At 34.2% G+C, this 12,828-nt stretch carries 12 protein-coding genes; 5 read left to right on the top strand and 7 right to left on the bottom strand.

Annotated elements, in window-relative coordinates; translation table 11 throughout:
* The first annotated feature begins 12 nt into the window (after nucleotides 1-12).
* The 3 genes from tsaE to rimI are packed head-to-tail and all read left to right on the top strand — an operon-like array spanning nucleotide 13 to nucleotide 1,629.
* Nucleotides 13-471 carry a tRNA (adenosine(37)-N6)-threonylcarbamoyltransferase complex ATPase subunit type 1 TsaE gene (tsaE, locus tag CRN98_RS07415; RefSeq protein WP_097026792.1) on the top strand — a complete coding sequence of 153 codons (459 nt, stop codon included), beginning with the start codon at nucleotides 13-15 and terminating at the stop codon, nucleotides 469-471.
* Nucleotides 468-1,181, top strand: coding sequence for a tRNA (adenosine(37)-N6)-threonylcarbamoyltransferase complex dimerization subunit type 1 TsaB (tsaB, locus tag CRN98_RS07410; RefSeq protein ID WP_097026791.1), 714 nt, complete (start codon nucleotides 468-470; stop codon nucleotides 1,179-1,181). The genes tsaE and tsaB overlap by 4 nt, the downstream gene beginning before the upstream one ends.
* Nucleotides 1,174-1,629: a ribosomal protein S18-alanine N-acetyltransferase gene (gene rimI, locus CRN98_RS07405; protein ID WP_097026812.1), complete on the top strand. Its 456-nt coding sequence runs from the start codon at nucleotides 1,174-1,176 to the stop codon at nucleotides 1,627-1,629. Before tsaB ends, rimI begins: the two co-directional genes overlap by 8 nt.
* Nucleotides 1,630-1,850: 221 nt before the next feature.
* On the opposite strand, the gene tyrS is transcribed toward rimI, so the two are convergent.
* The 3 genes from tyrS to CRN98_RS07390 form a co-directional block, all read right to left on the bottom strand.
* Nucleotides 1,851-3,071 carry a tyrosine--tRNA ligase gene (tyrS, locus tag CRN98_RS07400; protein ID WP_097026790.1) on the bottom strand — a complete coding sequence of 407 codons (1,221 nt, stop codon included), beginning with the start codon at nucleotides 3,069-3,071 and terminating at the stop codon, nucleotides 1,851-1,853.
* Between the two features lie 291 nt (nucleotides 3,072-3,362).
* On the bottom strand, nucleotides 3,363-3,800 hold the full coding sequence (locus tag CRN98_RS07395; RefSeq protein ID WP_097026789.1) for a hypothetical protein: 438 nt from the start codon (nucleotides 3,798-3,800) through the stop codon (nucleotides 3,363-3,365).
* Nucleotides 3,801-4,019: 219 nt separating this feature from the next.
* Complete coding sequence (locus CRN98_RS07390) at nucleotides 4,020-5,168, bottom strand: AlbA family DNA-binding domain-containing protein (protein WP_097026788.1); 1,149 nt, start codon at nucleotides 5,166-5,168, stop codon at nucleotides 4,020-4,022.
* Between the two features lie 324 nt (nucleotides 5,169-5,492).
* On the opposite strand from CRN98_RS07390, the gene CRN98_RS07385 reads away from it, so the two are divergent.
* Together CRN98_RS07385 and CRN98_RS17475 are read left to right on the top strand one after the other, a co-directional pair.
* Nucleotides 5,493-5,666: a zinc-ribbon domain-containing protein gene (locus tag CRN98_RS07385; protein WP_097026787.1), complete on the top strand. Its 174-nt coding sequence runs from the start codon at nucleotides 5,493-5,495 to the stop codon at nucleotides 5,664-5,666.
* Between the two features lie 117 nt (nucleotides 5,667-5,783).
* On the top strand, nucleotides 5,784-5,936 hold the full coding sequence (locus tag CRN98_RS17475) for a lmo0937 family membrane protein (RefSeq protein WP_143331281.1): 153 nt from the start codon (nucleotides 5,784-5,786) through the stop codon (nucleotides 5,934-5,936).
* Between the two features lie 159 nt (nucleotides 5,937-6,095).
* On the opposite strand, the gene CRN98_RS07380 is transcribed toward CRN98_RS17475, so the two are convergent.
* From CRN98_RS07380 to CRN98_RS07365, 4 genes are all read right to left on the bottom strand, one after another.
* Nucleotides 6,096-9,464, bottom strand: coding sequence for a hypothetical protein (locus tag CRN98_RS07380; protein ID WP_097026786.1), 3,369 nt, complete (start codon nucleotides 9,462-9,464; stop codon nucleotides 6,096-6,098).
* Nucleotides 9,465-9,709: 245 nt separating this feature from the next.
* The gene (locus tag CRN98_RS07375; protein ID WP_097026785.1) at nucleotides 9,710-11,302 is read right to left on the bottom strand and encodes a peptide chain release factor 3; all 1,593 of its coding nucleotides are present in this window, start codon (nucleotides 11,300-11,302) and stop codon (nucleotides 9,710-9,712) included.
* A gap of 223 nt (nucleotides 11,303-11,525) precedes the next feature.
* On the bottom strand, nucleotides 11,526-11,753 hold the full coding sequence (locus CRN98_RS07370) for a thioredoxin family protein (RefSeq protein ID WP_097026784.1): 228 nt from the start codon (nucleotides 11,751-11,753) through the stop codon (nucleotides 11,526-11,528).
* 57 nt (nucleotides 11,754-11,810) lie between these two features.
* On the bottom strand, nucleotides 11,811-12,827 hold the full coding sequence (locus CRN98_RS07365) for a permease (protein ID WP_097026783.1): 1,017 nt from the start codon (nucleotides 12,825-12,827) through the stop codon (nucleotides 11,811-11,813).
* Between the last annotated feature and the right edge of the window lies 1 nt (nucleotide 12,828).

Here is a 12,828-nt window from a genome sequence, read left to right as displayed (position 1 = left end):
GTAGGTTTTTTTATGGAACTTATATGTAAAAACATAGAAGATACCTTTAAAATAGGTAAAATGATAGGAGAGCTTTGTAACCCTTCTGATATAATTTGCCTAAATGGAGATTTAGGCACTGGGAAAACCCATCTAACTAAAGGTATAGCTAATGGCTTAGGAGTAGATGATACTATAACAAGCCCTACATTTAATATAGTAAATGAATACGATGGACGATTGAAGCTTTATCACTTTGATGTATATAGAGTAAATGATCCAGATGAAATTGCAGCTATTGGTTTTGATGAATACATATTTGGTGAAGGTGTAAGCGTCATTGAATGGTCTAACTTTATAGAAGAACTTATTCCTTCTGAGCATATTGAAATAACTATTGAAAAAATCCCTGGGGATGATACTCAGAAAAGAAAAATTTCTATTAACTACATTGGCAAAAGATATGATTACATAAAGGAGATTACGCTATGAAAATTTTAAGTTTAGATACAGCTACAGAATCTGCAACCTGTGCTATTTTAGATGATGAAAAGCTCTTAGGTGAAATAACCTTCAACTATAAAAAACAACATTCAGTTATTACAATGCCTATGATTGAGTGTTTACTTAAAAACTTACATTTATCTATAAAAGATATAGATGGCTTTGTGGTCTCCAAAGGTCCGGGTTCATTTACAGGCCTTAGAATTGGAGCTGCAACTATAAAAGGCTTAAGTCAAGGTACAGGCAAGCCCTTTGTCTCTGTATCTTCTTTAGATGCACTTGCAGGTGCTATGGCATATACTAATGGTATAATATGTCCTATACTTGATGCCTTAAGAGATAACGTGTATACTGCCTTATATAAATTTGAACAAGGAAACCTAAAAAAGGTATTAGATCATTCAGCTATTTCATTAAAAGAGTTACTTGAACTAATAAAAAATAAAAATGAAGATGTATGTTTTATAGGAGATTGTACAGATAAATTTAAGAATGAGATTTTATCTCAAATCCCGAATGCACGTTTTGCTCCTGCAAGTTTAAATGTGGCAAGAGCATCTTGCTTAGGTGAAATAGGAATGTCCCTTTTAAAAGCTGGAATTTATGAGGATATTTACAGCTTTGCCCCTATATATTTAAGAAAATCCCAAGCTGAAAGAGAATATGAAAGGAGAAATTCTTGCAATAAAAATGAATAATGAAGGAATTGAAATTAGAGTAGCAGATCCCGAAGATATTTTTTCTATATATGAAATAAGCACGCTATGCTTCCCAATTTCTTGGAGCATAACTTCTATTAAAGGAGAACTAACCTCTAACACTCATGCAAGGTATGTGGCAGCCGTAGAAAATGGTGCTGTGGTAGGCTTTGCAGGACTTTGGATTATAGTTGATGAAGGTCATATCACAAATGTTGCAGTGCATCCAGATTTCAGACGTAAGGGAATTGGAGCTTTGCTAATGGACAAATTAATGTCAATGAGCAAAAATGAAAATTTAATAGGTCTCACCCTAGAAGTTCGCAAATCTAACTTATCTGCACAAAATCTTTATAAGCAATTTGGCTTTATAGAGGAAGGCGTTAGACGTAACTATTACAGCGATAATGGAGAAGATGCTATAATTATGTGGAATCACTACCTTTAAGTAACAGTTAATAATTAATAGCTAATAATTAATGTAAAAAATCGGATTTTATCCGATTTTTTCCTTTAGTGGTTTATAATAAGTTTTGACACTTCACTTGTAGTATAAAATTTACATTGTAGTAAGCATTGAATAAGTTTTAAATTTATAAATATTAACTGTTTTTAGCGAAATGAATGCTTTCCTAAATGTAAATTTCATACTTCTTTCAAGTTAAGTATCTATTCAAGTACTATTCTGTTGTAGTTTTTCTTTCCTCTTTTTACTATCATAGCTCCATCTTTAAAATCTTCTTCAGTAACTATTCTAGCCACATCTGTAACTTTTTCATCGTTTATACTAAGTCCACCCTGCTGAATTAATCTTCTAGCTTCAGCTTTAGAAGGCAATACTTTAGTTTCAACAAGTATGTCAAGTATTACACAGTTTAATTTCTCATGAGTTATAGCTGCCGTAGGAACATTACTCATGTCTTTTCCCGCTCCAAATAAAGCTTCTGCAGCTGCCTTTGCTTTAACTGCTTCTTCTTCTCCATGGATAAGCTTTGTAACCTCAAATGCTAAAACTTTTTTTGCCTCATTAATTTCTGCGCCTTCTAGAGATCCTAATTTTTTAACTTCATCCATAGGTAAGAATGTTAATAATGCTAAACATTTTTCTACATCTGCATCATCTACATTTCTCCAATATTGATAAAACTCATATGGAGTAGTTTTTTCTTTGTCAAGCCACAATGCTCCATTTTCTGTTTTACCCATTTTCTTTCCTTCACTATTAGTAAGCAAAGTACAAGTCATGGCATATGCTGGCTTACTTTCTTTTCTTCTTATAAGGTCAGCTCCACCTAACATATTGGACCACTGATCATCTCCACCTAACTGCATGGTACATCCATACTTTCTGTTAAGTTCTAAGAAGTCATAGCTTTGCATTAGCATATAATTAAATTCTAAGAAAGAAAGTCCTTTTTCCAATCTCTGTTTAAAGCACTCTGCAGTGAGCATTTTATTAACTGAAAAATGCACTCCAATTTCTCTTATAAACTCTACATAATTAAGATTTAATAACCAATCCGCATTGTTAGCTAAAATCGCCTTATCATCAGTAAAGTCTATAAATCTTGATAATTGACTTTTTATGCTTGATACATTTTTATTAATAGTTTCTTTATCTAGCATCTTTCTCATGTCTGTTTTACCTGAAGGGTCTCCTATCATTACAGTACCACCACCTACAAGTGCAATAGGTCTGTGTCCTGCTCTTTGCATATGTGCCATCATCATCATAGGAAGAAAGTGACCTATATGTAAACTATCTGCTGTAGGGTCAAATCCTATATAAAATGTAACTTTTTCCTTTCCTAATGCTTCTTTTATTTCTTCTTCATGAGTTAATTGTTTTATGTATCCACGTTCCATTAGTACATCAAATACGTTACTCATTAAGCTTACCTCCTTATTACTTAGTTTAATATCCCAATTTTTATATATGTATAGTATATAGATAAATAAAATTTTTATCAACCTTATAAAAAACCTTAGGGCTGAATTAATTTTCAGCCCTAAGGTTTTTATCCAATATTTTAAAATAAAAAGTGTCACTTAAGCGACCTTTATTTATAACTTGTAAATATTGATTTTTAGTTAAAACATACGTTTACATTATATATCAACTTAAAGTAATTTTCTCCCCTATTAACTTAAAGTAATTTTCTAATCTATTAGCCTAAGTTACTAAGCATACACTAAATCATTTACATATAAATCATTCATATATTTCCCCATACAATCAGGAATGTTTTCTTCTTCATTAACACTTATATAAAAGTCTACATTATAATCTTCACTTAGCTGTTCTAAGTTATAAAACAAATGTGCCGCACTATCCCTATCAAGATTTACAACATTAAATAAGCCATCAACGAAAATGGTGTCAATATCGTAATCTTGTGACATTATGCCGCACAAAAATCCATAAAAATTCTCATAGTTTTTAATTTTAAAATCGCAGGTTGGTATAAATCTTATCTGTCTGTGTAATTCAAATAGAGCCCTTTTGTCATCGTCAATATAAACAATGTGTCCTTTTTCTGTCTCAACTTTGCTGTTCGCCATTTGTATCAATGCTTTAGTCTTACCTGATCCTCTCTGGCTGCAAAATACTTGAATCATCATTACCACCCCTAACTATATTTTTTAGGTTTTTAGGTTACCTGTAACTAAATTATATAATACTAAAAACATTATTTCAATATAATTGACTGAATATTTTAAAAACATTTTTCTACCTTTATTTACTTTTACTTTCCATGTACTATATAATCATTTACAGTATATATTTACCACTTATATTATTACTTATTATTATTATATACTGGATGAAATATTACGTTACTTATAAAATTTAGTTCCTGGATAAATAATTTTAAAGTTCTCTTGTTTTAGAGAATTTACGAAGCTTACTCTAGCCTTACCTTTAAATTGCCCCTTAATTCTTGCAAAACCTCTTCCTGAATTTAAAAATCTGCCTTTATCATCTAAAGTTATAAGCTTTTCATAAATCCACATATTTCTTTTTAAAAAAGTATGATTATTTTCTAAATGCTTTGACAATAAATTTCCCGGACTATTTAAGATTATGCTATTTGATTCTATAACTAATTCTATTTCTTTATAATACAAAGCGTAATTTCTATATAATATGGCATTGCTTAATCCCTCATATATGGCCTTAACTGGATATGTCTTAGGAAGTATATCTTTTATTATATTTTCGCCTTCATCTAACATGGAGAGGAGATTTCCTTGAATCACTATACTCTCTGCCAAATTCTTATTTACTTTATTTATTATTTTTATCATGCTGTGGGGGGCAAACAAGTAACTCAGTTTAGAAAATACCAATGCTCCTCCTAAAGTCAGAACATATTTATTAATATCTCCATCAAAGTTTATTATAGATGCACCTTCCATAAGCTCTATTCTATTATTATCATTTACTTCAATTCCTTTAAGCATAAAATACTTATCTACTAAAGAATTATCTATACAATCTAAAGTACTATTTACAATTGGACAAAGTTCTAAATTTAAACTTAAATTTTCTTGAAGAGCTGATATAATTTCTTCTTTTCTCATGGTATCTGTAGTAGAGCCCCTTCTTATATAAAAAGCTCCAGTCTCTCTAATTTGATAGGGTTTTTGTGGTCCATCATATATATTTATTATAGCCACCATTTTATTTTCTATCTCTACAAATTCTAAATTTATAGGTATAGGAGGCTCACATCTAGAACTTACTATTTGTTGGATTTGTTCCTCACTATATTTATGATCATCGTCTATTCCTATAATTTTCTTTGTTTTATCTTCTACGCCTATTATTAAGTATCCTCTTCCACCTTTGGAATTTGCTATAGCACATATATCCTTAGCTAATTCCTTTCTTGAGCTTTCCATATCTAGCTCTAACTTTTGCTTAAAATCTAGTTTTATTCCTTCACCTTTATTTATTAAATTTATAAGCCTTTTCTTATCCATATATCCCCTCTTAACTCATCTTATAAATTACTTTAAATATATTATAACATATATATTACTTTAATTTTTAATTATGAATTTTTCCTGATTTATTAGTTATTATCTTGCTCAAACTCTTAAAAAATTTCGCAAAATAATGCATTTCTAAATTACATAACTTTACCAATCTTAGTTGTTTTTTTATTGAATTATGCTATAATATTTTTAGGAGAGCTTCTCCATTTTTAATAAGGAAGGTTAATTTATTCAGATAGATCCTTTATCATAGGAGGATTATCCGTGAAAAATTATCCTGTTCCTATGATATTAAGGAGGTTGTTTTAAATGGCAGATAAGACTATCGTATGTAAAGATTGTGGTAATGAATTCGTATTCACTGAGGGAGAACAGGCTTTTTACAAAGAAAAAGGATTTGAAAACGAGCCAGTAAGATGCCCAGAGTGTAGAAAAGCTAGAAAAGCTAACAGAAATAACAACAGAAACGACAGAAGATACTAAGAGAGGTTTTCCTCTCTTTTTTTAGTTCCACCCATATGGCAAGTTATCGGATAAAACCATAAAATTATGTTAATACTATAAATACGTGGTAACTAATCAAAATACAGAGGTGATTTTATGGGTATTTTAAGATTGATTGGTGGAATTGTAGTTTTATTTTGGCTTTTAGGTATTATCTTTAGCATTGGCGGTAATCTTATACATCTACTATTGCTAATTGCTGCAATAGTATTTGTAGTAGATGCTTTGTTTGGAAGAAGAAAAATTTAAAAAATACGAAGCAATTTTTCTAGATTCTAGAACAAAGGTTCTAGGTTTGGAGGAAACTTTGCATAGCAAAGTTTCTACATTTCCTAGAACCTTATACCTAACTTCTAGTATCTAAAAGTAAAAAGAATTATAGTTATTACACATCAATGTTTCTTCAGGTTACAGCCTCACGTTTGCCGTATTCGAGTAAGCTGATGATCCTGCAGCATTTACAGCCATTACGCGATAGGTGTAATTTTTACCAGATACAACAGTTGAATCAATATACACGACGTTACCGGTAGAAAATTTGGATCCAACTATAGCCAGTGCGAAATAGTTACCTCCATTGTCAGATCGTTCTATTACAAAACCATTCTCGTTAACAGCATTGTCACGCCATGTGAGACGAACTTGCTGACCACTTAATCTTCTTGCAGTCAAATTAGTTGGAGCCTCTGGCTGACCAACACTTACCACATTAGAAAATTGTGAATCCACTGTCATCGTCGGAAATCCCGGAGTAGCCATATCACCCACAGTGTTTGATGAAAACACTCTATAATAATAAATATCGTTAGTGTTGCCAATTGGATCGGTATATGAATTTGAACTAGATGGCAGCGTTGCTAGAGTAATCCATGGTCCATTACTACTAATGGCTTTCTGAACAGTAAATCTAGTAGCATTTTGAGAATCATTATCCCAGGTTAAAACCACACGTTTGTTAAATCTAACACCGATAACATTAGCAATTAGATTTGAAGGTGCTTTTGGTTGAACAGCAACCGCCATAGAGTGCATCATATCCATCTCTTCATGGGCTAGAATATGGCAGTGATAAACGTACTCCCATCCAAAGTTAACATAATGATTTATAACTTGGTCAACTGGATTTCCTAGTGGATCGAACCATCCTACAGGTGGTGGCGGCATTAATACAGCACCCTCAGGCATTGTTGGGTCAATAAGACGAACACTGTTCGGCACCTCAAATGGTACTTGTGAAGGCGCAGTAATATTCGGCCTAAGAGCAATAATTGTATGCTCAAGCGGATTCACCCTGAAAGTTTCCTTCCAGCCTAGTTCATTAGGATCAGGCGGCATTAAAGCCCCATCCCAAGCAACTCGGTTGATGAGTTGTACAGAAAACAGATGAGTGTGAATTGTATGGGTATCCACACCATTGTGAGTAATCTTCCAAATCTGTGTCCCATCATTCAAAGAGCCAATAGGAGTTGCATTAGGATTTTCTATGCCTCTTAAAACCTCAACTGGGGGACTTGTATAGCCATAAACCACAAACTGACTAAAATTAGAGCTAGACACTGGAAATTCAAGTCCAAGCATACCACTCATACGTCCATATCCCATGTCGTATACTTCACCCATTTCATCCTGCAAAGCCTTCGGCTCAATGGTAAGAGTAACAGGTGGCAAAAGAACTCCACTAGCATCTATCGGCCTAAAGGTCTTGGAGAACTCATTAAGCTGCACGTAGGCGCTTTCAGCATCCTCAGGTAAATTAGTAACATTGTAGGCGGAGTTATAGGCTTCCTGTGGTATAATAATTGGATCATGAGATGATTCAAATACACCGGGTTTATTATCTGCTTTAGCAAACACTGCTTCCAGCGTAGTTATTTCGTACTTAGGAGCAGGAACTAAATCTTTTACCCTTATTTGCATAATGGTTCGTATATTTGGACCTTCTCCCACTTTCGTGGTGTTTGTACCACCCTCACCCCTTAGGTCTGGGTTACCCGTGTAATAGTCATAGCGCGGATCGGCTGCTGGAAAAGCTGCTGGAGCATCATTGTAGAGAATGAGTGTCTTCCCAGCATATTGTGAGAAGTCAACAATGACATCTGCACGTTCTGCGGCTCCAAGAAGCAGTGAGTGCTGATCCACATTTCCAAAGTTAAAGTTTGTAGGATTTAGGTTCCAAGTGATTGGCTGGCTTGGTATCACCACAGGTGCTGGCAAGAAACCACCTTCGGTGCCAATTTGAATCCAGTCTGGTCCTTTTAATTCAGGGTCTGGTATACCACTTGGCCAGTCAGCAGGAATACCAGGTACCCCACAAGCGGGTTTTATCATCCTAACTTCTGTACCATATCCTCCAGGTAAGCTGTAGTCATCAGGATTAGCTACATACATCTGCAGGTTAAAGAAACGGTCATCAGCAGCATTTAGAATGCGGAAACGATAAGCATTGGGTTCAACTTCCAAATATGGGTAGGCCGTACCGTTGATAATTGGCGTATCCATAAATGCCTCCCCTGGCATTGATGGGTAAGGCATGTCAGGCATCATTGGTGGTTGCTCTGGTGCATTTACAGGATCATAGTAAGGGTTTGGGATTGGTCCATGTTCTATATTCGTTGTTGGTGGCCAAAACCATGGACCGTACATCCAGCGGCCAAAGGGATTTGTCCCTTCAGGACTCCAAGGATTCTGTGCTGGACTATACACATGAGGATACCATAGATCCCCAGTATTGGGCGTGCCAGGTGTTGTTCCCCAGACCCAGGTTGGATCCGTATCGCCAATTGTACTCTCATCAACGAAGGTCTTGTCTTGAATTACAATAGGAATCCCAATGTCTGGGAGAATCTTTTTAAGACCCGGATTAACCCCTGATTCATTAGTTCCATTGATCAAATCCTTTTCTACCTTATCTGTGAGTAAATAAGCTGCTGCTTCTCCCACATATACATTAAGTCGAGTGATACCATATGAGTGATCATGATAAAACATCAATCTAGCATTTTGTGCATTAGTGTAGTACAAGGTCTGCATTCCATCGCGAGGATCATCCACATTCTCCATATCAGGAACATTCACTACACTGACACCTTGAGGATATGGAGTGTCTTCTCCAGCTGGAGTAATCCACTGATGGGGCGTTCCATCGCTAATCCAGACGGTGTTATTACCATGGAGATGAACATTGGCGCGGTTTTGCGTGTAATTCATAGGCATAGCATCATGCCCTAGAGGACCATGCCCCGCCCCCATAACAGTGGTATCAACAGGAATGAAGAGGTTACCACCAGCACCAGTAGGAAGTAGGTTGTAGAACTTGATGCGTACTGGTACGTCACGGGTTGCAATAATAACAGGCCCCATATAATGAGGAGCATCTACACCGTAAGCCTGGGTGCCATCACCTTTTAAAATTGGGTTGACTGGGTTATCATTATAGTTCAAAGGAAGTTGATTACCTTTAACCACTGTTGTGGACAATTGCACATATCCTCGGAGAGTGGTAGGCGGCAAGTCTGAGTGCATCTGTTCTTTAAATTCAACAACGGCAATTTCATAGTAATCACAGCCTGGATAAGTGGTAGTATCGGGGACAGCAACAGGTATATACTGGCCTAAAGCGTTTGCACCGCTAGGTCCAAGCATCGGCATTGCATCAATGAATTTTCTCATTTTGGGGCTATATGCCCAGTTGGCAGTATTAAAATAGTTCGGAATCAGATAACCAGTCTTTGGATCGGTCACTAATTCTGTAGGAACTAGCAATTGATTATCTTCCATTTATTTTCCCCCTTATAGATTCATTTATTAATATAAATTTGTTTATTCATTAATATAGATTTATTCGTAAATGTTGTAGTACTCCTTGCTGTTCATACATATTATTCATTATTTATACTATTTGTGAGTAACATTATAAAAAGGCTGTTGATAAAATATGCTTATCAACAGCCTGAGCCCTATGATTACCATAGGATTTTTAAACAATGTAAATAGATAAAAGGAAATTGCATCGCAATTTCCTTTTATTCACTCTTACCAATATCAGATAAAACTACACCCTTATTATGATCTAACGCCCAGCTTATAGCCCAATCACTTTGGAATAACATTAGGCTTCTATCATTCAAGTCCTTTACAATCTTAGTATCACTAGTTATACTAAGTGATTCTACATCTATATCAGTATTTTCAATCCATCTTACATATCTAAAAGGGAGTCTTTCCATCTTTATATCTACATTATATTCGCTTTTCATTCTATATTCTAATACTTCAAATTGTAGTACACCTACAACTCCAACTATTATTTCTTCTATACCTATATTTATTTGCTTAAATACCTGAATAGCACCTTCCTGGGATATTTCTGTAATTCCCTTTACAAATTGCTTTCTTTTCATAGTATCTATGGTTTTAACTCTAGCAAAGTGCTCTGGCGCAAAGGTTGGAATACCTTCAAATTTAAACTTTTTAGGACTCTTACATAAAGTGTCTCCTATGCTAAAAATACCTGGATCAAAAACTCCTATGATATCTCCTGCATAAGCTTCTTCTACTATTTCCCTATCCTGTGCTAAGAATTGCTGTGGTTGCGCCAATTTAACTTTATTTTTACCTTGAATATGGAATACTTCCATGCCTTTTTTAAACTTACCTGAACATATTCTCATAAATGCAATTCTATCTCTATGCGCAGGATTCATGTTAGCTTGAATTTTAAATATAAAAGCCGAAAACTCCTCTTCAAAGGTATCAACTTCTCCTTGATCTGATTCTCTTGGAAGTGGTGATGTAGATAACTTTAAAAAGTCTTTCAAAAATGGCTCTACACCAAAGTTTGTAAGTGCACTACCGAAAAATACAGGAGTAAGATCACCTTTTCTTACCTGCTCTAAATTAAAATTATCTCCAGCTATATCTAATAGTTCTATATCTTCTATAAGTTTATCATGAAGTTGGTCTCCTAAAAGCTCTTTAAATACTGGATCATTTACTTCTCCTTCTAAAGATTCTACTTCAGTCTGTCCGTGATTTCCACCATTAAACACTTCAATTACATTTTTATTTCTATCATATATTCCTCTAAAATCTGCTCCAGATCCTATCGGCCAATTCATAGGATAGGAACGAATTCCAAGTACACTTTCTATTTCTTCCATCAATTCAAAAGGATCTCTACTTTCTCTATCCATTTTATTTACAAACGTAAATACAGGTATTCCTCTTAAACTACATACATGGAAAAGTTTTTTAGTTTGTTCCTCCACACCTTTTGCAGCATCTATAACCATTACAGCGCTATCCGCTGCCATAAGTGTTCTATATGTATCTTCACTAAAATCTTGGTGACCTGGGGTATCTAATATGTTTATACAATATCCATCATAATCAAACTGCATAACAGAAGAAGTTACAGATATACCTCTCTGTTTTTCTATTTCCATCCAGTCAGATACTGCATGTTTGTTAGCTTTTCTAGCTTTAACGGAACCTGCAAGTCTTATGGCACCCCCGTATAAAAGCAGTTTTTCAGTTATGGTAGTTTTACCAGCATCCGGGTGGGATATAATGGCAAAGGTTCTTCTTTTCTCTATTTCTTTAACTAAATCTTCCACTCCGCACTCTCCTCTTCTTCAACTTATGAGTATTTCCTCACAATATTATAACATTTATTATTTATTTTTAAACCTTAAATATGTATTTTCTTCACAGTTATCATGTATCCAATGTTTTCAAAGCTTGTCGTATTATTTCATATGTCTTCAATTATAGAATAAAAATATAGGATACATATTAATACTTCACCATGTATCCCTTAAATTCTAAACTAGCACATATTTAGAGGTATTTTTTTATCTCATCTGATGTTGCAACTCTTCCCATAATTTTTACTTTTTCATCAACTACAAGTGCAGGAGTTTTCATTACTCCATATTTCATAATATCTTTAATTTCAGTTACTTTTTCAACTGTGGCATCTAATCCTAATTCTTCTACTGCCTTCCTCGCGTTTTCCTCTAACTTTTTGCAGTTAGTGCATCCTGTCCCTAAAATTTTAATAATCATAATTTATTCTTCCTCCAAATTTTATATTTTTAACGGTTATTCCTAACCATTGGCTGCTTATATAAACATATATGAGAATGCATTAAATAGATATCCTATAATAACTATACCTATAGAAACTATAGTTACAAACATTCTTAAAAGCTTAGGTTTTACAACCTTACTAAGCATAATCATTGATGGTAATGAAAGTGCAGTTACAGCCATCATAAAAGATAATACTGTACCAATTCCTACTCCTTTTCCAAATAACGCTTCTGCTATTGGCAGCGTTCCAAAAATATCAGCATACATTGGTATTCCTATGCCTGTGGCAAGCAGCACCGAAAATGGATTTTTATTTCCTATTACCCTTTCAACAACGGATTGTGGTATCCAGTTATGAATGGCTGCTCCAATACCAACTCCTATTAAAACATATAACCATACCTTCCTAAATATATCTTTAACTTGCTGTTTTGAATAAGATATTCTCTCTTCACGAGTCATTTCAATTACCGCTGCATCAACACTTTCTATATCACGAACATAGCCCTGTATTTCATCTTCAAGACCTAACTTATCAATAATTGTACCACCTACAACTGCAAGTATTAATCCTACCACAACATATGCTATGGCAATCTTAGCACCGAAGAATGACATTAATATCAGCAAGGAACCTATATCTACCAGTGGAGAGGATATTAAAAATGAAAATGTTATTCCAAGTGGAAGTCCTGCTGAGGTAAATCCTATAAATATAGGAATACTAGAACAACTGCAAAATGGAGTAATAGTTCCAAGCAATGCCCCTAATATATTTCCTTTTATGCCTTTAATATTACCAAGTATTTTCTTTGTCCTTTCAGGTGGAAAGTAACTTTGAATATAAGATATTATAAATATCAATAATGACAATAATATGAAAATCTTTATAGTATCATATATAAAGAAATGTATACTTCCTCCTAATCTTTCCTTAATTGATAATCCAAATACATTTTCCACAAGCAATCTAATAAGCTCCGAAAGCCATGTCATCTTTAGTATTTGATCATTAAGGAATCCAAACAAACTAGAAATTGCGCTCATT

Origin of the sequence: Clostridium peptidivorans (genome assembly GCF_900205925.1) — a bacterium.
GTDB classification, from domain to species: Bacteria; Bacillota; Clostridia; order Clostridiales; family Clostridiaceae; genus Clostridium_AK; species Clostridium_AK peptidivorans.
Note: the sequence above shows the minus strand (reverse complement) of the source record. Positions and strands in the feature narration are given on the sequence as shown.

What these genes read in the sequence shown, in the direction of transcription:
- tsaE (WP_097026792.1), top strand. Translation starts at nt 13, where the DNA reads ATGGAACTTATATGTAAAAACATAGAAGATACCTTTAAAATAGGTAAA.
- tsaB (WP_097026791.1), top strand. Translation starts at nt 468, where the DNA reads ATGAAAATTTTAAGTTTAGATACAGCTACAGAATCTGCAACCTGTGCT.
- rimI (WP_097026812.1), top strand. Translation starts at nt 1,174, where the DNA reads ATGAATAATGAAGGAATTGAAATTAGAGTAGCAGATCCCGAAGATATT.
- tyrS (WP_097026790.1), bottom strand. Translation starts at nt 3,071, where the DNA reads ATGAGTAACGTATTTGATGTACTAATGGAACGTGGATACATAAAACAA.
- CRN98_RS07395 (WP_097026789.1), bottom strand. Translation starts at nt 3,800, where the DNA reads ATGATTCAAGTATTTTGCAGCCAGAGAGGATCAGGTAAGACTAAAGCA.
- CRN98_RS07390 (WP_097026788.1), bottom strand. Translation starts at nt 5,168, where the DNA reads ATGGATAAGAAAAGGCTTATAAATTTAATAAATAAAGGTGAAGGAATA.
- CRN98_RS07385 (WP_097026787.1), top strand. Translation starts at nt 5,493, where the DNA reads ATGGCAGATAAGACTATCGTATGTAAAGATTGTGGTAATGAATTCGTA.
- CRN98_RS17475 (WP_143331281.1), top strand. Translation starts at nt 5,784, where the DNA reads ATGGGTATTTTAAGATTGATTGGTGGAATTGTAGTTTTATTTTGGCTT.
- CRN98_RS07380 (WP_097026786.1), bottom strand. Translation starts at nt 9,464, where the DNA reads ATGGAAGATAATCAATTGCTAGTTCCTACAGAATTAGTGACCGATCCA.
- CRN98_RS07370 (WP_097026784.1), bottom strand. Translation starts at nt 11,753, where the DNA reads ATGATTATTAAAATTTTAGGGACAGGATGCACTAACTGCAAAAAGTTA.
- CRN98_RS07365 (WP_097026783.1), bottom strand. Translation starts at nt 12,827, where the DNA reads ATGAGCGCAATTTCTAGTTTGTTTGGATTCCTTAATGATCAAATACTA.